This window comes from Arthrobacter sp. LjRoot78, from assembly GCF_964254335.1.
Taxonomy (GTDB): Bacteria; Actinomycetota; Actinomycetes; order Actinomycetales; family Micrococcaceae; genus Arthrobacter.
Window position 1 is genome coordinate 1,636,075 of record NZ_CAXUTG020000001.1, and the last position, 20,163, is coordinate 1,656,237.

Here is a 20,163-nt window from a genome sequence, read left to right on the forward strand (position 1 = left end):
CGGCAACCACCATGGATCAGCGACCTCCAGCGGAACAGCGACCCCCGGCACCCCGGCAGCTGCCCGGCCACATCGCCGCTGCGCTTGCCGGCTCAGGCGGGGCCACGGATTCCGCCGGCCAGCCCTGGGCCGGCCGCAGCTTCGCCGGCGAGGATGCGAAGATCCACAACTTCGAGGACGACGACGGCACGGCCGATGCCGGTTACCTCGCCGCGGTTGACGCCCTGCGCTCCGCTGCCGGCGACGAGGCTGCCGTGGTGGCATCCCTGGCCACTGCCCGGGTGTTTGTTCCGATCGTTGCCCGGCTGGCCGAAGAAAGCGACCACGGGACGCACGCCGACCGGCTTCACGGGGATAAGCAGGCGGACATGGCGCTCGTAACGCTGAAAGCACCGGACGGACGGACCGCCCTTCCCGTCTTCACGTCGGCAACGGCGTTGGAAGCGTGGCACCCGCAGGCCCGGCCCGTGGCTGTCTATGCCGCGAGGGCCGCACTGTCCGCGGTGGCCGAAGGCGCCGAACTCCTGGTGCTGGATCCCGGTTCCGAGTACACGTTCGTTGTCCGTCGGCCGGCCGTCTGGGCTCTCGCCCAGCAGCAGGAGTGGCTGCCGTCCTACGCAGACCCGGAGCTTGCACGCGCAATGGCGGAAGCAACGGCAGGCTATCCGCCGGTAAGGCGCGTGGAACTCGAGCCGGGCGGCGGCGTCGCGTCGTCAACAGCCGGCGGTGCCGTTGTCCCCGGCGGCGGTCCGGGGCCGGAGCTCCGTGTCGTGCTGTACCTGGCCGACGGCCTGGATGCTGCCGGTGTCCAGGCAGTTGTGTCCGGACTCAATGCCGAGTGGTCCCGGAATGCGGTCTTCGCCGAGCGGGTTGACTCGATAGAGGTAAAGTTGCTGCGCGCAGCCGAGTAGCTGACGGTAGACGGGACACATCCCGTCCTGTCGTCGGCAGGATGAAGGACAAAGCCCGTGAATTTCGCTCTTTACAAGGAGCTCCTTGCAGTCAGGCCCATCAGGCTACTGCTGACCGTCGGAATGATAGCCCGCATACCGCATTCGGCGGCCGGGGTACTGCTGACCCTGCACATCGTCCTCACGCTGGGCGAGGGGTATGCCGCCGCCGGTGCAGCGGCAGCGGTAATGACCATTGGCATCGCCGTCGGGGCCCCCTGGCGCGGTCGCCGGGTGGATACCGTCGGTCTTCGCAAGGCGCTGATTCCTTCCGTCGTTTCCGAGACCGTCATCTGGTCCGTGGTGCCGCACGTCTCCTATGAGTGGCTGCTGGCGCTGGTGTTCGTCGGGGGACTCCTCACGCTGCCAATCTTCAGCGTGGTGCGCCAGTCGCTGGGCGTGCTGGCAAGCGGCGAGCAGCGGCGGACGGCCTTCGCGCTGGATGCGATCGCCACGGAGCTGGTCTTCATGCTCGGCCCTGCGGCCGGCGCCATTGTGGCTACCGCCGGTTATTCGGTTGCCGGACTGACGGTTGTGGGTGTGTGCACGTCCGTGGCCGGCCTGTTCCTGATGTGGTTCAACCCGCCGACGCGAAGCGCAGTGCCGGATGACGAGTACGAAACGGACCAGCAGGAAGGCGCGGAAGTGGCGGTCGTCGCGGCGGCTCCGGCACACCTGCAGGAGGCTGCTGCCGAACTTGCTCCGGTGGCGTCCAGTGAGCTCCGCCGCTTGGGGCTGCGTCACAGGGTGGCACACAACTTTGCCTGGTTCACCGCCGCGGTGGCAGCGGTCTTCGCTGTGGCCGCCGGGGCCGGAATGGTCCTCAGCGGCACTGACGTGGGAATTGTTGCCGCTTTGGAAACCGGCGGGCACCAGGCGGAGATTGGCCTGGTCTTTGTCTTCTGGTGCGCGGCTTCCGTGGTCGGCGGGCTCCTTTACGGCGCCATGCACCGGCCGGTTTCCCCGATTATCCTGTTGCTTGGCATGGCTGCCCTCACCATCCCGATGGGCTTCGCCCGGGACACGCTGACACTGTGCCTGCTTTCGCTGCTGCCCGGGCTGCTGTGCGCGCCGGTCCTTTCCTCTGCCTCGGAAAAAGTGGCCGAGCTCGTGGAGGAGCGCCGCCGCGGCGAGGCCATGGGCTGGTACGGATCTGCGCTGACTGCCGGGGTGGCCCTCGGCGCTCCGCTGGCCGGTGTTTTCATTGACGGAATCGGACCGTCCGCCGGTTTTGTCTCGGTGGGTGCGGCGGGCGTTGTCCTCTGCCTGTTCGGCCTGGTGCTGCTGCGCCATCGCCGCCGGCGCGGCCTGCTCACCTAGCGCGGGGCAGGAGCCCGCCTGACCCGGCGGAAGGATTGAGGCCACCGGTCAGATACGACAACGCGGATCTCTTACGACGGGACTCAACCGACGGGACTCAAACGACGACGGCGGCGGGCAGACCCGATTGGTCCGCACGCCGCCGTCGATATGCCGGTGAAAAGCCTGAATTAGCGCCTAGTTGACCGGGCCGGTGTACTTTTCCCCCGGGCCCTTCCCCGGGGCGTCAGGAATGATCGACTCTTCGCGGAAGGCCAGCTGCAGGGAGCGCAGTCCGTCGCGCAACGGACCGGCGTGCTGGGAACCAATTTCCGGCGCGGCAGCAGTCACGAGTCCGGCCAGCGCGGTGATCAGCTTGCGGGCCTCGTCCAGGTCCTTGAGCTCCTCGGCATTGTCCTCGGCGGCAAGGCCGAGCTTGACGGCCGACGCGCTCATCAGGTGCACAGCGGCGGTGGTGATGACCTCGATGGCGGGAACCTCGGAGATGTCCCGGATCTGCTGCGAGACCTGCTCCTGGCCGTCCCGCTGACCGGAGGCGGGCTCGAAAACGTGTGAATTACTGTCTGAAGTGCTCATACTGGTAAGCTTGTCACAGACCGACTGAATGTCGTTATTTTGCTATGTGAAACTCGTAACTGCCAATGTGCAGTTTTTGGGGTTCCTTCGGTAGGATTGACTTTCAGTTTGCAAGCGGAGTTCTCTCCCACCCGCGTCAGCCGTTTTCCCGGAAGCAATTTCCCGCGGAAGCAAGGTTGCCGGGTACCTGGTCGGGCGGTCCACAGCAGCGTCAGTTGCGTGGAACGCGTACAGCCTCCCCGGAGGCGGTGTACATCCGATCTTCGAGGCCTTCGATTGCTCCGGCAATTGGGGGCCTTCTCTATTTGCCGGTGGAGTACTCATCTCAACCACAGGAGTTCTAACATTAGCGAGCCAAGAATCAATGAGCGTATCCGCGTCCCCGAGGTGCGGCTGGTCGGCCCTGCAGGTGAACAGGTAGGAATCGTCCGTATTGAGGATGCCCTGCGTTTGGCTGCCGAGTCCGACCTTGATCTCGTTGAAGTTGCACCGCAGGCCAAGCCTCCGGTGTGCAAGCTGATGGACTTCGGCAAGTACAAGTACGAAGCCGCCGTCAAGGCACGCGAGGCCCGGAAGAACCAGACCAACACGGTTCTGAAGGAAATCCGTTTCCGGCTGAAGATCGACACCCACGACTACGAGACCAAGCGCGGCCACGCCCTCCGCTTCCTCGGCGCCGGGGACAAGGTCAAGGCCATGATCCAGTTCCGCGGCCGCGAGCAGCAGCGTCCGGAAATGGGCATCCGCCTGCTCCAGCGCTTCGCCGACGATGTCGCCGAAGTTGGCGTTGTCGAGTCCAGCCCCCGCATCGACGGCCGCAACATGGTCATGGTTGTTGGTCCGCTGAAGAACAAGGCTGAGGCCAAGGCTGAGGCTCGCCGTGCGACGCAGCGCGCAGAGGCCAAGGCCCAGAACGAAGCCAAGGCCACCGGCCGGGTGGACGTCAGCCGCGACCAGCCCGCCATGACGCAGTCCCTTGCGGACCTGCTTCCTGAGGGTTTTGCCGTAACGACTGAAGAAGCAGCACCCGAGGCGAGCACTGAGGCTGCGGCTTCAACCAGCGCCGAGGCACCTGCAGAAACGGTTGCGGCCCCGGAAGCCGAAGCGCCGGTCAAGGAAGAGCCGAAGCAGGAAGTTCCGGCTGAGGAAGCTCCGAAGCAGGCAGCGCCCGTCAAGGAAGCACCCAAGCAGGAAGCTCCGAAGCAGGCGGCGCCCGTCAAGGAAGCCCCGAAGCAGGAAGCACCGAAGCAGGAAGCACCGAAGCGCGAAGCCCCCAGGGCAGCGGCAGCACCGCGTCCTGCGGTAAGCAGGCCCGCTGTGGCCAAGGCACCGGTTGCACCGAAGCCCGCAGAGGCTGCCCCTGTGGCGCCGAAGCCGGCCGGCGTACCTGCGCCGCCGCCCAAGCCGGTAGCACGGCCTGCGGCACCCAAGCCTGCAGCACGGCCTGCTGCTCCCAAACCGGGCAGCAAGAAGACTAACTAGTTCAAAGCTGTGCGAAGCATCGCCCGAGCACAGCAAGCAACCAGCACGCCGCCCGCAGGGGTGGCTGCACGAAAGACTGCAGACTTGTCTGCGGATACGTAAGGAGATCGGTTCCCATGCCGAAGATGAAGACCCACAGTGGTGCTAAGAAGCGCTTCAAGCTGACCGGCAGCGGCAAGCTGCGCCGCCAGCAGGCCAACCGCCGCCACTACCTCGAGCACAAATCCTCCAGGCTGACCCGTCGCCTCGCCGGCGACAAGATCGTCTTCAAGGGCGACGCCAAGGTCATCCGGAAGATGCTCGGCATCTAAGTTCCAAGTTCTCTGACTGTTGCCACCTGGCAGCGGTCAACTACCAAAAAGGCTTCTCAGGCCAGCCGGTTGTTCCGGCAGTAGATGCTTGGGATCAGATTTTCGAAGGAGTACGCACGTGGCACGTGTGAAGAGGGCGGTCAACGCCCACAAGAAGCGCCGGGTTATCCTTGAGCGCGCAAAGGGCTACCGTGGACAGCGTTCACGCCTGTACCGCAAGGCCAAAGAGCAGCTGCTGCACTCGTTTGTGTACAGCTACGGCGACCGCAAAAAGAAGAAGGGCGACTTCCGCCGCCTGTGGATCCAGCGTATCAACGCTGCATCCCGCGCCAACGGCCTGACCTACAACCGTCTGATCCAGGGCCTGAAGGCCGCTGAGGTCGAGGTTGACCGCCGTATGCTGGCCGAACTTGCTGTTTCTGACGCCAACGCCTTTGCTGCGCTGGTACAGATCGCCAAGGACTCGCTGCCTGCTGACACTTCCGCGCCGGCCGTCTCGGACGATGCCGCCCCGAAGGCAAAGGCACCCAAGGCGAAGGCTGCAAAGAAGCCGGCCGCCGAAAAGGCTGCCAAGTAGCATTCCTCCGTTCAAGGACCGGTGGCAATAGCCACTAAAGTTCTTATATGAACGAAACCGGGCGCCCGCAAGACTTTCCACTCTCCAACCCCCGAGCTGATCGGGTGCGGGATGTGGCAAAGCTTGCAGGGCGCCCGGCCCGTTTAAAGCGCGGGCAGTTCCTGGCCGAGGGCCCGCAGGCTGTCCGGGAGGCCCTGGTGCTCCACCAGAAGAGGACTGCCGCGGGGGAGCCTGGTGTGGTCCAGGAAGTGTTCGCGAGCGAGAGCTGCCTGGACCGCTATCCCGAGTTTGATGAACTTGCCGAGGGCGTCAACGCACGGCTCGCTACCGACGAGGTACTTGCCGCGATGGCGGATACCGTCAATCCCCAGGGCATCATCGCCGTCTGCGCCTTTGTGGATGTGGACCTTAACGCAGTGCTCGACGCCGGTCCCCGGCTGATCGCCGTTCTGTGCCAGGTGCGGGACCCCGGAAATGCGGGCACAGTACTGCGGGCAGCCGATGCCGCCGGCGCCGACGCCGTAGTCCTGACAGCCTCCAGCGTGGACATTTACAACCCCAAGGCTGTCCGCTCCACCGCTGGCTCACTGTTCCACCTCCCCGTGGTGCTGGGAACGGACCTCGCCGACCTGGCCACCGCCTGCCGCGAACGCGGCATCGGCATCCTGGCCGCCGACGGATACGGCCAGCTGGACCTTGACCAGCTCCAGGACGAAAACGCGGCCCGACGGCTGGGCGCCTCCGGCACCGCCTCCGCGTACGAGCTCGAACGTCCCACCGCCTGGTTGTTCGGCAACGAAGCCCAGGGACTGTCCGAGGCTGAACTCGCGCTGGCGGACCACCGTGTGGCCGTCCCGGTCTACGGGGCCGCGGAAAGCCTCAACGTCGGCACCGCGGCCACGGTGTGCCTTTACGCAAGTGCGCGTTCGCAGAAGCGGGCCTGAACGAAAAAGCGGGGCCCGCCTTCCGGTGGGCCCCGCCGTCGTAATCTTCACTTTCAGGCACCTGCGTGCCCTCAGCGGTGGTGGGTGAAATTATGTGGTCTTGCTGCGGCCGGTGATGAATCCGTAGATGCCGGCTACTACGAGGCCGCCGACGATGGCGAGAAGCCAGGAACCGAGGTTCCAGAATTCCATTTTGCCGCCGCCGAACAACAGGTCGCCGATCCAGCCGCCGACAATGGCGCCGACAACACCAAGCACGAGGCTGGTGACCCAGCCGCCGCCGACCTTACCAGGCATGATTGCCTTGACGATTGCTCCTACAATGAGTCCGAGAATGATCCAGCCAAGAAAGCCCATGTCTCCTCCTACATAATCGTCGGAACTCACTACGGGTCCCGATTATGTTCAAGCTAACACAGGTGTGTTTCCTTGTCAGCAGGCTTAGTTTCAATGTTTTTGGTGTCATCCGCTGTGACCCGTGGTGTGTCCGGGAGCGGCGGGCAGGTAGCGTATTCCTTGCGGGCATCAGCATTGCGCGGTGATCGCACCTGCAATTTTCCGGCAATTCCTGAAGAGGTGAAGCTCACTTGGCTGCAAATGGCGGTACCAAGGCGATCGTCGCGGCTCTGGCTGCAAACCTGACCATCGCTGTACTGAAGTTCGTCGCTTTCATCCTGACGCTGTCGTCGTCCATGCTGGCCGAAGCCATCCACTCCGTCGCCGACTCCGGCAACCAGATCCTCCTGCTGGTGGGCGGCAAGCGCGCCAAGCGTGCCGCAAGCCCCGAGCACCCCTTTGGCTACGGACGCGAGCGCTACATCTATGCGTTCATCGTGTCGATTGTGCTGTTCAGTGTGGGCGGCCTGTTTGCACTGTACGAGGCGTGGGGGAAGATTCAGCACCCGCATGCCATCGAGGGCGACTTCTGGTGGGTTCCGCTGGCCGTGCTGATCGGGGCGATCATCGCCGAGTCCTTCTCGTTCCGGACGGCAATCATTGAGTCAAACCACATCCGCGGCAAGCAGAGCTGGGTGCACTTCGTCCGCAACGCCAAACAGCCGGAGCTCCCCGTCATCCTGTTGGAGGACCTGGGTGCGCTGCTGGGCCTGGTGTTCGCGCTGTTCGGTGTGGGCCTGACGCTGATTACCGGCGACGGCATCTGGGACGCCCTGGGAACCGCGATGATCGGTTTCCTGCTGGTTGCCATCGCCATCGTTCTTGCCCTGGAAACCAAGTCGCTGCTGCTCGGGGAATCGGCCACCAAGGCGGACGTCGCCAGGATCAGCACCGCGCTGGAGGCCGACGGAACCAGGATCATCCACCTGAAGACCCTTCACCTGGGTCCGGAAGAACTGTTGGTGGCGGCCAAGATCAGCGTCGGCGCCGCCGCCACCGGCGCGGAGATCGCCACGGTGATCGACGACGCCGAAAGCCGGATCCGCGAAGCCGTGCCCATCGCGCGGGTCATCTACCTTGAACCCGACGTGGAGCGTGTTCACGTCTGATACGCGCTGCGGGGTTTGAACGCCCGCACGGGGCCGCTGGACCGAAACCTGCCTGGGGCAGGCTAGGAGACCAGCGGCCTTTTGCGTTCCAGCAGGCCGCTGATTACGGCAACGCCAAGTCCCAGAACCGCCAGCACGGCGCCGACGAGTGCCGGTGCGACATAGCCCCAGCCCCAGGCGATGACCAGGCCGCCGAGGAAGGCGCCGAGCGCGTTGGCAACGTTCAGGGCTGCGTGGTTCAGCGAGGATGCCAGCGACGGGGCGTCGGGGGAGGCATCGAGCAGCCGGGTCTGCAGGGCGGGCACCAGCAGTGAGCCGGCACCGCCCACCACAAACACCATCACAAAAGCGGACCACGGCCAGTGGACGGCCACGGCATACACCACCAGGGCGACGGCGATTCCGGGCAGGACCCAATAGATGGTGCCCATCACTGACTTGTCCGCGATGCGGCCGCCCACGATGTTGCCGGCGACCATGCCCAGTCCGTAGAGGGCCACCACCAGGGGGAGGAACGACGCCGGGATTCCCGCCACGGACGTCATGGTGTGCGCGATGTAGGTGTACGTGGCGAAGAACCCGCCGAAACCCACAATGCCGATGAGGATGGCGAGCCACACCTGGAGCCGCTTCAGGGCGCCAAGTTCCCGCCGGATGCTGGCGTCCGGGTGCGCTTCCTGGAACGGGACGAACTTCCAGAGCATGGCAAGGGTAACCAGCCCGATCACACCGACGAGCACAAACAGCAGGCGCCAGCCGAACGCCTGGCCGAGCCAGGTGGCGAATGGAACCCCGACGACGTTTGAGATGGTCAATCCGGCCATCACCATGGAAATCGCCCATCCCCGCTTCGTCGGCGCAACCAGTGAAGCGGCAATGACGGCCGCCACGCCGAAGAAAGCTCCGTGAGGCAGGCCGGCCGCGAACCGGGACACGAGCATGGTGCCGTAGTCCGGAGCGATAAACGAGGTGAGATTGGCGAGGCTGAAGAACAGCATGAGGCCCAGTGCGAGGTGTTTGCGGGGAAGCTTGGCACCGACGGCTGCCAGGAGCGGCGCTCCGATCACGACGCCGAGCGCGTAGGCCGAGATGAGGTGGCCGGCCTCGGGAGTGCCGATGTTCAGGCCCTGTTCCACCTCCTTGAGCAGCCCCATCATGGTGAATTCAGTGACGCCGATACCGAAACCACCCATCGCGAGGGACACGATGGCCAAGGCGAGGTGGCGGGTTCCGGCCTTCGGCTTGGCGGGGCTGAGGGTGGGCGTGGAGGTCATTGGCCTGCTTTTCGAAAGGTCTGGTTCATGGGGGATTTAGTCAGCACGAAGCATAAAATCTGATTACTGCAACGATGGGGGAGGGGGCCGTATTCCGGGTCGCCGTATTTGGGTGACTGCCGTTCGGGGACGACGCCGGCGGAACCTGCCACCACCATTGTCCCCCATAGACTGTTGCGGTGACTGGACTGATCAATGTTGTTGGCGGAGCTGTTGTGGATTCCCTGAGCGCCCCGGCCCGGCTCCTGGTGGCACGCCGGACGGCGCCTCCCCAGTTCGCCGGGATGTGGGAGTTCCCGGGCGGCAAGGTGGAGCCGCTCGAAGCTGCCGAAGACGCCCTGCACCGCGAGCTCCGGGAAGAACTGGGCATCGGCGTCCGGCTGGGCGCTGAGCTGCTGGCGGAATCCGCTGCGGGCTGGCCGCTCAACTCCAAAGCCGCCATGCGCGTCTGGTTTGCCGAGATCGCGGACGGCGAGCCCCGCCCGCTTGAAGACCACGACGAACTGCGCTGGATCAGCCTGGCGGAAAGTGACGAAGCTCTCACCCTCCCTTGGATCCCGGCGGATTTCCCGATTGTCCGGGCCCTGCTGGCCGCGGTTGCCGGTTCAGAGCGGCTTCCGCTGGATTCGTGAAATTATCCGAGTGCTGAAACCCGTTTCGGCGGAATAAATTCGGATTGGGCGCGTTCTATGGCTTCTTGGCAGAATTCTTAGGTTGGGTGCGGACGTTGTCCGCACCCGCTTTTGCGGACAATCGTTCCGCGAGGATTTTGAGCCATCACAGGGAGCCCCATGATTTCCGTAGAACGGGTGTCGAAGAGCTACGGCTCCGGTGAGACGGCGGTCCGTGCGCTCGACGACGTTTCGCTGACAGTCGGGCGCGGTGAGATCTTCGGCGTCGTCGGCCAAAGCGGTGCCGGCAAGAGCACCCTGATCCGCACCATCAATTCGCTGGAGCGCCCGGATTCCGGATCTGTCGTGGTGGACGGCCGCGACGTCACCTGCCTGACCGGTGCCGGGCTGCGCACCGCGCGGCACAACATCGGCATGATCTTCCAGCATTTCAACTTGCTCAGCAGCCGGACCGTGCAGGCCAACGTGGAGCTGTCCCTCGAAATTACCGGAGTGGGGCGCGCCGCGCGGCGGTCACAGGCTTTGGAAATACTCGAGCGGGTGGGACTCCACGGCAAAGCGGCCGCGTATCCGGCACAGCTGTCCGGCGGCCAAAAGCAGCGGGTCGGGATTGCCCGCGCGCTGGCATCCAAGCCATCCGTTCTGCTCAGCGACGAGGCAACTTCCGCGCTGGACCCCGAAACCACCACCCAGATCCTGGACCTCATCCGGCAGCTCAGCAAGGACATGGGCCTCACGGTCCTGCTCATCACGCACGAAATGGACGTGGTCAAGCGCATCTGCGACGCGGCCGCCGTCATGAGCGAGGGCAGGGTCCTGGAACAGGGGCCCGTGGAGCAGTTGCTGACCACCGAGAAGTCCTTGCTGGGTCACGCGCTCTTCCCGCTCGGCGACATACCGGAAACGGACAACACCATCATCGAAATCACCTTCACCGGAGCCACCTCCGACAGTCCGGTCATTGCGCGGCTCGCCCGCCGGCACGGCATCGACGTCGGGATCCTCGGCGCGGCCGTGGAAACCATCCATGGCCGGCAGACCGGCCGCACCCGGCTGGAACTTCCGGGCGAAGCATCGGCGGTTGCCGCTGCAGTGGCCGACCTTCGCACCCAGGGACTCTTTGTGGAGGTCATTAAATGATCGACCGCGACGACCCGTACTTCTGGCGGGACCTGTTCGAGACGATACTCAAGGGCACAGGCGAGACGTTCTACACGGTTGGCTTCAGCCTGCTGTTCACGGTGGTGTTCGGCCTGGCCGCCGGTGTCCTCCTCGTGACCACCGAGCCCGGAGGGCTCCTCGCCAAGCCGTTCGGCAGCAGGACCCTCGGCACGGTCATCAACCGCCTGCTGGACGTGGCAGTAAACATTGGCCGGTCCGTCCCGTTCATCATCCTGATGATCCTACTGATTCCCTTCACCCGACTGCTGGTGGGCTCCTTCATCGGCGCAACAGCCGCCATCGTGCCGCTGACCATCGCCGGCATCCCCTTCTTCGCTCGCCTCGTGGAGATCGGCATCCGCGAAGTTCCCCGGGGGCTGATCGAAGCCGCCGAATCGTTGGGTGCCACCCGGTGGACCATCCTGACCAGGGTGATGGTGGCCGAGGCCGTTCCTGCCCTGGCGCTCGGGCTGTCCACCACTGTCGTCGGACTGATCGGATACTCCGCCATGGTGGGCGCCGTCGGCGGCGGCGGACTGGGCGACGTTGCCTTCCGCTACGGCTATCAGCGTTACAGCCCCGAGTACATGTTCGGTGTAGTGATCCTGCTGATCCTGCTGGTACAGGTCTTCCAGTCCCTCGGCAACTTCGCCGCACGCCGCCTGTCGCACCGATAGCGGCTCTTCACCCGGCGGTAAGAACCGCGCCGGTGCTCCCTCATGCTTCATTTCCCCCACATGATCCATTCCGCGAAAGAGTTCCAATGTTCCGATCACACGTCCTGAAAGCCGCCGCAACCGGAGTAGCCGCAATCCTCGCTCTGTCTGCCTGCGGCGCCGGCAGCTCTGCCGGATCCGCCGAAACCATCAAAGTGGGTGCCCTGGCGGTGCCGGCCGGCGACATGCTCAAGCACGTCCAGCGTGAACTCGCCCCCAAGGAAGGCCTCACGGTGGAGTACAAGGAGTTCAGCGACTACAACACGCCGAACCCCGCTGTAAGCGACGGCGACATTGACGCCAACCTGTTCCAGAATTCGACCTTCCTGGAAACCTACAACAAGGCTTCCGGCAAGAACCTCGTGAGTGTCGGCAAGGTCTATCTGCCCCCGATGGCCCTTTACTCCAACGACATCGCCAGCCTGGATGCCCTTCCCGACGGCGCTTCGGTGGCGATCCCCAACGACCCCACCAACGAGTCCCGCGCCCTCAAACTGCTGGCGTCGAAGGGGCTCATTGAAGTCACCGAAAACCCGATCACGCTCAAGGACGTCAAGGCGAACCCGAAAAACCTGGAGTTCACGGAGATCGAGAACGCCAGCCTTCCGCAGGCTCTCAATGACAAGGACGCCGCGATCGTTACGCTGGCCTTCGCCTTGCCCGCCGGGCTGAGCGCCGACAAGCAGTTGCTCGTGGAGGGCAAGGACAGTGCGTACTACAACGTCCTGGCGGTCAAGGCTGAAATGAAGGACGACCCGCGCGTGCAGAAGCTGTTCAAGATCCTGACCTCGCAGGAGATGAAGGACTTCATCAACACGAAGTTCAAGGGCCTGGTCATCCCGGCAAGCTAACCGCCAGCCATTCCGGCCACGCAACCCGTCCTGGACACTCAGGAAAGCACTCCGGCTCCGGCCCTGCCCATGGCAGGACCGGAGCCGGAAGCGTTTAGCCCGCAGGGTTGGAGTGCACGGTCAGAACAGCGTGGGCTGCGCGGATCCCACAACGGAATTCGCGCCCGGGCCGGTACGGGCTTCGGGCATGCTGCCGGCCGGATACTGTGCTTCTTCGTCCCTGGCGTCCTGGGCCAGGTCGCGGTGGCTGAAGCCGTGCGAACCGGAAAAGCCGTGCCGGGCCTTGAAGTAGCGGATCCGTCCTGCGAGCCATTCGCGGTATTCCTTGGATGCATAGGACCCTGTGCCGTACAGCCTGCGGTAGCGGCCCGCCAGTTCGGGGTGTCGGGCCGCGATCCATTGCATGAACCACTCACGCGTACCCGGCTTCAGGTAAAGGGCGCCGGCCGTAACACCGGTAGCGCCTGCCGCGGCGAGTGAACCAAAGAGTGAGTCCAGGGCGTCGTCGCTGTCGGAAAGCCACGGCAGGATGGGCATCGCCATGACGCCGCACGGCAAGCCGGCTTCACGCAGCCTCGAGACCAGCTTGAGCCGCGCCCTGGGTCCCGGCGTGCCGGGCTCGACTGCCTCGGACAGCTGCTCGTCCGTCATGGCCAGCGAAATCCCGATCCCGACCGGCACCTGTGCGGCGGCGTGCTTCAGCAGCGGGATGTCCCTGGCCAGCAGGGTCCCCTTGGTGAGGATGGACAGCGGCGTTCCTGAATCGGCAAGCGCGCGGATGATTCCGGGCATCAGCTGATAGCGGCCCTCGGCGCGCTGGTATGGATCCGTGTTGGTGCCCAGGGCCACGTGGTGATGACCCCAGGAAGGCTTGGCAAGTTCCTTCCGCAGGACGTCGGCAGCGTTGATCTTAACCACCACCTGGCTGTCAAAATCCAGGCCGGCATCAAAGTCCAGATAGGTGTGGCTCTTGCGGGCAAAACAATAGACGCAGGCATGGCTGCAGCCGCGATAGGGATTAACGGTCCATTCAAAGGGCATGCGGGAACCGGCCGCCACTTTGTTGAGCACCGATTTAGCGGTGACCTCATGGAATGTGACCCCGGCAAATTCGGGGGTTGAGACGGAACGCACGAGCCCGGCCAGCGGCAGCAACGCGTCAACGGCTGGGGCGGCTGCTGTCGCGTTGCTTGCGCTGTTGTCTGCGTTGTTGCCCGCAGGCGCCGGCCGGAGTGCTTGTGCGTCCCATCTCATGGTTACTATTCGAAGGTATGTTCGAATATAAGTCAAGGCCCGGGCCACCCGTGCGGGTGGTCTTGCTACGCTGGGCCCATGATTCTCCTGACCGGGTTCGAACCGTTCGGCGGCGAAACCACCAACCCGTCCTGGACCGCCGCAGCGGCCGCTTCGGAAATCCTGAAGGCGGAGGGCCACGCCGTCGCTGCCCTGGAACTCCCGTGCGTGTTCGGGCAATCCGTCACGGTGCTGGAGGATGCCCTGCGGCGCCATAGCCCTGATCTTGTTGTCTGCGTCGGCCAGGCCGGCGGACGGCCTCGGATCTCCCTGGAGCGCGTCGCCATCAACTGCGACGACGCCCGCATCCCGGACAATGCCGGAAACCGCCCCGTGGACGAGGAAGTGGTCCCCGGCGGCCCGGCAGCCTATTTCAGCTCACTGCCCGTGAAGGCTGCGCTGGGGGCACTTCGAACCGCCGGGATCCCGGCCGAGGTTTCCCAAAGCGCCGGCACCTACGTCTGCAACCATATTTTTTACGCCCTGATGCACTCGCTGAACGCCGGAACCGGTGCCTCCGCAACGCGGGGCGGCTTCGTTCATGTCCCGTATGAGACCGGGCAGGTTCCCAAAGGCAGCGGTACTCCGTCGCTGCCCTCAGCCGTGATGGCGGAGGCGCTCGCCGTCGTCGTCCGTACCGCCCTGGCCACGACGGCGGACCTCAAGCTGTCCGCAGGCACAGTCCACTAACCGGCACAGTCCACTAACCCGGCACAGTCCGCTAACCTGCAGCTGCGCTCGCCGGCCGCGGCGCTAGCTGCGGTCGCGAAGCTCCCAGACGACGCCCACTGTCGCCGACACGCTCGACTGCCCGGCCTCGATCCCTACGGAGTCTGTGGCCATGGCGCGCTGCATCTTCGCCACCGGAATCGGAGCCGACGCCGCGGGCTGCTGGGTGACGGAAACAACCGGTCCGAGTTCGGTTCCGGCCAGCGAGGCAAACTGTGTGGCGGTGGCGAGGGCATCCTGCCAGGCGGCTTCGCGGGCATGCGCCGTGACTGCGGCCGGATCTGCGAACCCGAGCTCCAGTCCGTTCAGCCGGACATCGTTGCCGCCCGCGGCCACGGCCGCTGAGATGACGTCCGAGGAACCGGGAACATCGCGGAGCCGCACCGCCAGGACGCTTGATGCAACGTACCCCGTCACCGTCTGGCCCTGGCCCTCTTTCCACACCACGTCCGCCCGGACGTTGAGGCCCGAGGTGCTGATGTCCGCGTCCGGGACGCCGTGCTCACGCAGGACCGCCGAAATCGCGGCCGAGGCCCTGCCTGCTGCCGCATACGCAGCGCCCACGTCCTCCTGGCGGCACTCCACGCCGATGGAGACGGTCAGTAGGTCCGGCACAGCTTCGGCAGTTCCGGAGCCGGTTACTGTGACGGTCCTGGCGATGTCGGTCATCTCAAGCCTCAATTCCATCGGGAGCGGCGTTGCCCTTGCGGCGTTTGCCTGGTCTGCCTTTGCCTAACGAGCGGTTGCCCAACGTACGGTTGCCCAACGGGCGGTGAACCGCCCGGCGGCCGTCCGTTTTGGTGTCCGCTGCATTGCCCGCTTCGCGGACGTGCCGGTCCATGTAACCGCCGGCCTCCAGCCCGGCGAGGCGTTCAAAGACGTTGGCGGACCCCGGGTTGCCCGTCCGCAGCTGCGACCACCCGGCCGCGATGAAATACAGCGGCAGGAACGGCAGGCCCAGGCACCAGGCGTACTGGCTGCTGTGCCGCTCCTCGTGGCCCAGCAGAAGCTTGTTGGACAGCGCCTCCGGCGCCTCCGCCCGGAACAGCACCACGTTGCCCACCGTGAACGCCTGGGCGAAGGGGAGCCGCCACCGGTAGCCCGTGGCGATCAGCAGGCCGCCCGGACCGGGGCGCACAGCCGTCCCGGCGCACCTGGCCAGCAACAGGCCCAGGAGAGTCGTTGCATTCAGCACGTTGGCGATCTGCCGAAGCCGCTGTCCGGAGGTCATGAGGCCATGGTAGCGGGAGGCGGTAATCCCCGTCCCTCCTACCACCCGCCTGCGGGGGCGTCACGTCCGTGCTCTGGCGCGTTCAGGGTTGCGCCTTCAACTAGACTGGGGGAGAGTGCCCGCCGGACGAATACCGGCGAGCCCTGCCCTTTGTCACTTCACGCGGCCCCTGAAGGGCCGTGCGGAACGACAAGCCAGTGACGGACACGCTGCCGGTGGACCCGAATGCAGCTGGACAGCTCGCTGGCGAGACCCGACTCGTAGCTAAGAACAGTAGATGACTGAAACTTTGCCGGGCGCCGCCATCCCGAACCCTCTGGATGAAGCCGCCATTACTGCCGCCGTAGACCACGCCGTTGCCGCCATTGCCGCTGCCTCCACCCTTGACGAGCTCAAGGCCGTGAGGCTGGCGCACACGGGCGAGAAGGCACCGCTGAGCCTTGCCAACCGCGAAATCGGCGGCCTGGCAAAGGACCAGAAGGCCGCCGCCGGAAAGCTCATGGGTGCCTCCCGCGGACGCGTCAACAAGGCGCTCGCGGACCGTACAGCCGAGCTCGAAGCTGAAAACGACGCACGGATCCTCGTCGAAGAGACCGTCGACGTCACGGCCGCTCCGCGCCGCCGCCGAGCCGGTGCGCGCCACCCGCTCTCCACGCTGCAGGACCGTGTGGCGGACATCTTCGTGGGCATGGGCTGGGAGATTGCCGAAGGCCCCGAGGTCGAATCCGAGTGGTTCAACTTTGATGCCTTGAACTTCAAGCCGGACCACCCTGCCCGCGAAATGCAGGACACCTTCTTTGTGGAGCCCCCCGAGGCCCACCTGCTGATGCGCACGCACACCTCGCCGGTGCAGGTCCGCTCCATGCTGGAGCGCGAAGTGCCCATCTACGTGCTGTGCCCGGGCAAGGTGTTCCGCACCGATGAACTCGACGCCACACACACACCCGTGTTCCACCAGTTCGAGGGCCTGGCCATCGACAAGAAGCTGAGCATGGCGGATCTCCGCGGCACGCTGGAGCACTTTGCCCGGCAGATGTTCGGCGACGAGGCCCAGATCCGCCTCCGCCCCAACTACTTCCCGTTCACCGAGCCGTCCGCGGAACTGGACATCTGGCACCCGGGCGCCAAGGGCGGTCCGCGCTGGATCGAGTGGGGCGGCTGCGGCATGGTCAACCCCAACGTCCTCCGGGCCGCCGGAATCGATCCGGACGTCTATTCAGGTTTTGCCTTCGGCATGGGCATCGAGCGCACCCTCATGTTCCGCAACGAGGTGGGCGACATGCGCGACATGATCGAAGGCGATGTACGTTTCAGCGAGCACTTCGGGATGGAGATCTAACAGTGCGTATCCCACTTTCCTGGCTGCGTGAGTTCGCGCAGGTACCGGCCGGAGCAACGGCCGAAGACGTCATGGCAGAACTGGTCAAGGTCGGTTTTGAAGAAGAAGCGGTCCACCGCCCCACGGACGCGCTCCGCGGTCCCGTGGTGGTGGGCCAGGTCCTGAGCCTGGTCAAGGAACCGCAGACCAACGGCAAAACCATCAACTGGTGCCAGGTCCGCGTGGTCCCCGAGGGCCAGGAGCAGACCCTCACCGGCCAGGGCATCGACCCCTCCGGTGTCCAGGGCATCATCTGCGGCGCCCACAACTTCGTGGAAGGTGACAAGGTCGTCGTCACCCTTCCCGGCGCCGTGCTGCCCGGAGACTTCCACATCTCAGCGCGGAAGACCTACGGCCACCTGTCCGCCGGCATGATCGCCTCCGTCCGCGAGCTGGGCATCGGCGAGGACCACGACGGCATCCTGGTGCTGTCCCGCATCGGCCTGGACCCGGAAATCGGGACCGACGCCATGGAACTCCTGGGCCTCTACGACCAGGCCGCCGAGATCAACGTGACCCCGGACCGCGGCTACGCGTTCTCCATCCGCGGCGTCGCCCGCGAATACGCCCACGCCACCGGCACCTCCTTCACGGACCCGGCGTCAAAGGTGCAGGCACCGGCTGAACTGGCCGGCGGCTACGGCGTCAAGCTCAACGACGACGCTCCCATCTACGGCAAGCCGGGCTGCGACCGCTTCGTGGCCCGCACCGTCCGCGGCGTCGATGCCACCAGGCCGACGCCCCCGTGGATGGTCTCGCGCCTGAGGCTGGCGGGCATCCGCTCCATCTCGCTGCCGGTGGACATCTCCAACTACGTCATGCTGGAACTCGGCCAGCCCACGCACTGCTATGACCTGGACAAGCTGTCCGGCGACATCGTGGTCCGGCGCGCCGTGGCGGGGGAGAAGATCACCACCCTGGACGACAAGGAGCGCAAGCTCGACGTCGAGGACCTCCTCATCACCGACAGTTCCGGAGCGATCGGCATCGCCGGCGTTATGGGCGGCGCTGCCACCGAGGTCAGCGATTCGACGTCGAACGTCCTGGTTGAGGCGGCGCACTTTGACGAGGTGTCCATTGGCCGTTCCCGCCGCCGGCACAAGCTGCCCTCCGAAGCGTCCAAGCGTTTCGAACGCGGCGTCGACTGGCAGGTTGCCGGCATCGCCGCGCAGCGCGTGGTTGACCTCCTGGTGGAGCTGGCCGGCGGCACTGCCGACGACGCCGGCACCGATGTCGGCACGGCGCCTGACGCCGTCACCATTGAACTGCCGGCGGCTTTCGCGGCAGCGCGGATCGGCATCGATTTCACCGAAGAGCAGATCGTCACCTCGCTCGAGGACCTCGGCGCTGCCGTGGTGAAGAACGACGCCGGCTGGACGGTCACTGCCCCGAGCTGGCGGAACGACCTCGAAACCAAAGAGGACCTCTCCGAGGAAATCGCCCGGCTGGTGGGCTACGACCAGATCCCCGCGACGCTCCCCGTGGCACCCCCGGGACGCGGCCTGACGCGCGTACAGCAGCAGCGCCGCCGCCTGGTCCAGGCCCTGGCCGATGCCGGCCTCACCGAGGTGCTGGCCTACCCGTTCGTGTCCAAGGCCGCCAATGACACCTTTGGCGTGGCCGAGCAGGGTGCAGAGCGCAAGGCCGTGAAGCTGGCCAACCCGATCAGCGAGGAACAGGGCTACCTGCGGACGTCCATCCTTCCCGGCCTGATCGAGGTGGCCAAGCGCAACCACTCGCGCGGCTTCCGCGACCTGGCCGTCTTCGAAGCCGGATTGGTGTTCCTGCCGGGTGACACGGTGGGCACGCCGTCCATCCCGCCGCTCGGCGTCAAGCCCTCCGATGAGGTGCTGGATGCCCTGTACGACGGCGTCCCGGACCAGCCGCTGCATATCGCAGCGGTCCTGACGGGCCACGACTCGCCCGCTGCCGCCGCCCACACGCCGCGGGCCTGGGACTGGGCCGACGCCGTGGACATTGCCCGCCTCGCCGGAGATGTCCTCGGCGTCGAAATCGTGGTCAGCCAGGGTCACCACCAGGCCTACCACCCGGGACGCACAGCCCAACTCTCGCTGCGCTCCGGTGACGTTGTGGGCTACGCCGGCGAACTGCACCCCAAGCTGCTGGCCGCGCACGACATGCCGGCACGTTCGGTTGCGCTCGAGTTCAACGCCGACGCATTGTTCGAAGCGGCAGCCGACGTCATCGTCGCGAAGCACATTTCCGGCTTCCCGGTGGCCACCCAGGACGTTGCCCTGGTGGTTCCGAAAGAGATCCCGGCTGACGACGTCCTGGCCGCCCTCCGCGAGGGTGCCGGCGAGCTGCTGGAAGACGTGGCACTCTTTGACGTGTACGCAGGAAAGGGCATCGAGGACGGCAAGAAGTCGCTGGCCTTCGGCCTCCGCTTCCGTGCCGCGGACCGGACGCTCACGGCGGACGAAGCATCAGCCGCCCGGGAAAGCGCCGTTGCCGTGGCAGCCGAGCGCTTCGGGGCCGTTCAGCGCTAGAACCGCTCAGCGTTCAAGGCTAAGACCGGAAGGGCGGGCCATGGCATCACACCTCGTTGTGCGTGCCTGCCCGCCCTTTCGCGTCCCCGGGCAGCACACAGCACCGCCGGCAGCCGAGCTGGAACGCGATGCCCTGCGGTTCCTGGACCCGCCCGAGCTGGAGCGTGCCCGCGCCATGATGCCCGTGCCACGGCAGGACTTCCTCGCGGCCCGGGTGGCCCAGCGACGGTTCGCCGCGGAACTGCTGGGCGTGCGTGCCCAGGATCTGACCGTCCGTTACAGTTGCCCGCGGTGCGGCAGCGGTCCCGGCGTCACCCACGGGAGGCCCGGCTACGAACTGGACGGAGCGCCGGCGCCCCTGCTGCTGAGCCTGTCCCGGGCTGCCGGCTGGACCCTGCTGGCGGCCGTGGCGGAGCCCGGGCCGGGGCAGCGGCTGGGCGTTGACGCCGAGGATCCGCGGCGGTTGGACTTTGACGGCTTCGATGCCGTGGCGCTGACCCCGGCGGAGCACCGGTCCCTGGCCCCGCTGCAAGGGAGCGCCCTGCTGAGTGAGCGGGCCCGGCTGTGGGCGCGCAAGGAGGCTTTCCTGAAGATGACCGGGGAGGGCCTGGGACGGCCGCCGGAGACTCTTGACGTGCTCGACCGGGCAGATGTCCGGGACCTGGCCTCCGCCGAGTCGGGGCTGCCGGACGGGCTGGCGGCCGCCGTCGCCCTCGGATGAAGTGG

21 protein-coding genes are annotated in these 20,163 nt (G+C 65.8%); 15 read left to right on the forward strand and 6 right to left on the reverse strand.

Translation table 11 applies throughout. The features are described 5' to 3' along the window. Nucleotides 1–11 precede the first annotated feature (11 nt). Nucleotides 12–911: an SseB family protein gene (locus ACSQ1X_RS07540; RefSeq protein ID WP_436057217.1), complete on the forward strand. Its 900-nt coding sequence runs from the start codon at nt 12–14 to the stop codon at nt 909–911. Between the two features lie 57 nt (nt 912–968). Next, nucleotides 969–2,270: an MFS transporter gene (locus ACSQ1X_RS07545; RefSeq protein ID WP_436057218.1), complete on the forward strand. Its 1,302-nt coding sequence runs from the start codon at nt 969–971 to the stop codon at nt 2,268–2,270. Nucleotides 2,271–2,447: 177 nt separating this feature from the next. Here ACSQ1X_RS07545 and ACSQ1X_RS07550 read toward each other — a convergent pair whose 3' ends face one another. Next, nucleotides 2,448–2,846, reverse strand: a complete 399-nt coding sequence (locus ACSQ1X_RS07550) for a DUF1844 domain-containing protein (protein WP_055798310.1) — start codon at nt 2,844–2,846, stop codon at nt 2,448–2,450. A 288-nt stretch (nt 2,847–3,134) separates the two neighbouring features. On the opposite strand from ACSQ1X_RS07550, the gene infC reads away from it, so the two are divergent. The 4 genes from infC to ACSQ1X_RS07570 all read left to right on the forward strand — a co-directional run bounded on the left by infC (nt 3,135) and on the right by ACSQ1X_RS07570 (nt 6,160). Further along, on the forward strand, nt 3,135–4,328 hold the full coding sequence (infC, locus tag ACSQ1X_RS07555) for a translation initiation factor IF-3 (protein WP_436059290.1): 1,194 nt from the start codon (nt 3,135–3,137) through the stop codon (nt 4,326–4,328). 116 nt (nt 4,329–4,444) lie between these two features. Continuing rightward, nucleotides 4,445–4,639, forward strand: a complete 195-nt coding sequence (gene rpmI, locus ACSQ1X_RS07560; RefSeq protein WP_009358635.1) for a 50S ribosomal protein L35 — start codon at nt 4,445–4,447, stop codon at nt 4,637–4,639. Between the two features lie 118 nt (nt 4,640–4,757). Then, on the forward strand, nt 4,758–5,216 hold the full coding sequence (gene rplT, locus ACSQ1X_RS07565; RefSeq protein ID WP_028271928.1) for a 50S ribosomal protein L20: 459 nt from the start codon (nt 4,758–4,760) through the stop codon (nt 5,214–5,216). A 47-nt stretch (nt 5,217–5,263) separates the two neighbouring features. Next, nucleotides 5,264–6,160 carry a TrmH family RNA methyltransferase gene (locus tag ACSQ1X_RS07570; protein ID WP_055798305.1) on the forward strand — a complete coding sequence of 299 codons (897 nt, stop codon included), beginning with the start codon at nt 5,264–5,266 and terminating at the stop codon, nt 6,158–6,160. 90 nt (nt 6,161–6,250) lie between these two features. Here the strand turns inward: ACSQ1X_RS07570 and ACSQ1X_RS07575 are convergent, their stop codons facing one another. Next, entirely contained in the window at nt 6,251–6,517 is a 267-nt protein-coding gene (locus ACSQ1X_RS07575; protein WP_043480193.1) for a GlsB/YeaQ/YmgE family stress response membrane protein, read from the reverse strand. A 230-nt stretch (nt 6,518–6,747) separates the two neighbouring features. Here ACSQ1X_RS07575 and ACSQ1X_RS07580 point away from each other — a divergent pair, with 230 nt between their 5' ends. After that, the gene (locus ACSQ1X_RS07580; RefSeq protein ID WP_436057219.1) at nt 6,748–7,665 is read left to right on the forward strand and encodes a cation diffusion facilitator family transporter; all 918 of its coding nucleotides are present in this window, start codon (nt 6,748–6,750) and stop codon (nt 7,663–7,665) included. Between the two features lie 62 nt (nt 7,666–7,727). On the opposite strand, the gene ACSQ1X_RS07585 is transcribed toward ACSQ1X_RS07580, so the two are convergent. After that, nucleotides 7,728–8,939, reverse strand: coding sequence for an MFS transporter (locus ACSQ1X_RS07585; protein WP_436057220.1), 1,212 nt, complete (start codon nt 8,937–8,939; stop codon nt 7,728–7,730). Between the two features lie 179 nt (nt 8,940–9,118). On the opposite strand from ACSQ1X_RS07585, the gene ACSQ1X_RS07590 reads away from it, so the two are divergent. From ACSQ1X_RS07590 to ACSQ1X_RS07605, 4 genes are all read left to right on the forward strand, one after another. Next, on the forward strand, nt 9,119–9,571 hold the full coding sequence (locus tag ACSQ1X_RS07590) for a (deoxy)nucleoside triphosphate pyrophosphohydrolase (protein ID WP_055798293.1): 453 nt from the start codon (nt 9,119–9,121) through the stop codon (nt 9,569–9,571). Nucleotides 9,572–9,730: 159 nt separating this feature from the next. Continuing rightward, a complete protein-coding gene (locus ACSQ1X_RS07595) occupies nt 9,731–10,711 on the forward strand; it encodes a methionine ABC transporter ATP-binding protein (RefSeq protein WP_436057221.1) in 981 nt (326 codons plus the stop codon). Next, nucleotides 10,708–11,409: a methionine ABC transporter permease gene (locus ACSQ1X_RS07600; RefSeq protein ID WP_436057222.1), complete on the forward strand. Its 702-nt coding sequence runs from the start codon at nt 10,708–10,710 to the stop codon at nt 11,407–11,409. The genes ACSQ1X_RS07595 and ACSQ1X_RS07600 overlap by 4 nt, the downstream gene beginning before the upstream one ends. 86 nt (nt 11,410–11,495) lie before the next feature. After that, entirely contained in the window at nt 11,496–12,299 is an 804-nt protein-coding gene (locus tag ACSQ1X_RS07605; protein WP_055798284.1) for a MetQ/NlpA family ABC transporter substrate-binding protein, read from the forward strand. Nucleotides 12,300–12,419: 120 nt separating this feature from the next. Here ACSQ1X_RS07605 and ACSQ1X_RS07610 read toward each other — a convergent pair whose 3' ends face one another. After that, the gene (locus ACSQ1X_RS07610; RefSeq protein WP_436057223.1) at nt 12,420–13,553 is read right to left on the reverse strand and encodes an Rv2578c family radical SAM protein; all 1,134 of its coding nucleotides are present in this window, start codon (nt 13,551–13,553) and stop codon (nt 12,420–12,422) included. A 78-nt stretch (nt 13,554–13,631) separates the two neighbouring features. On the opposite strand from ACSQ1X_RS07610, the gene pcp reads away from it, so the two are divergent. Beyond that, nucleotides 13,632–14,282 carry a pyroglutamyl-peptidase I gene (gene pcp, locus ACSQ1X_RS07615; RefSeq protein WP_436057224.1) on the forward strand — a complete coding sequence of 217 codons (651 nt, stop codon included), beginning with the start codon at nt 13,632–13,634 and terminating at the stop codon, nt 14,280–14,282. A 63-nt stretch (nt 14,283–14,345) separates the two neighbouring features. Here pcp and ACSQ1X_RS07620 read toward each other — a convergent pair whose 3' ends face one another. Both ACSQ1X_RS07620 and ACSQ1X_RS07625 read right to left on the reverse strand, forming a co-directional pair. Then, nucleotides 14,346–14,990, reverse strand: coding sequence for an SIMPL domain-containing protein (locus ACSQ1X_RS07620; protein ID WP_436057225.1), 645 nt, complete (start codon nt 14,988–14,990; stop codon nt 14,346–14,348). Between the two features lies 1 nt (nt 14,991). Continuing rightward, nucleotides 14,992–15,552, reverse strand: a complete 561-nt coding sequence (locus ACSQ1X_RS07625) for an eCIS core domain-containing protein (RefSeq protein ID WP_436057226.1) — start codon at nt 15,550–15,552, stop codon at nt 14,992–14,994. 277 nt (nt 15,553–15,829) lie between these two features. Here ACSQ1X_RS07625 and pheS point away from each other — a divergent pair, with 277 nt between their 5' ends. From pheS to ACSQ1X_RS07640, 3 genes are read left to right on the forward strand one after another with little or no spacing between them, the layout of a single operon-like run. After that, nucleotides 15,830–16,891 (forward strand): phenylalanine--tRNA ligase subunit alpha, encoded by a 1,062-nt coding sequence (gene pheS / locus ACSQ1X_RS07630; protein ID WP_028271917.1) that lies wholly within the window; start codon nt 15,830–15,832, stop codon nt 16,889–16,891. A gap of 2 nt (nt 16,892–16,893) precedes the next feature. Beyond that, entirely contained in the window at nt 16,894–19,437 is a 2,544-nt protein-coding gene (gene pheT / locus ACSQ1X_RS07635; protein ID WP_436057227.1) for a phenylalanine--tRNA ligase subunit beta, read from the forward strand. A gap of 40 nt (nt 19,438–19,477) precedes the next feature. Then, on the forward strand, nt 19,478–20,158 hold the full coding sequence (locus tag ACSQ1X_RS07640; protein WP_436057228.1) for a 4'-phosphopantetheinyl transferase family protein: 681 nt from the start codon (nt 19,478–19,480) through the stop codon (nt 20,156–20,158). The last annotated feature ends 5 nt before the right edge of the window (nt 20,159–20,163 follow it).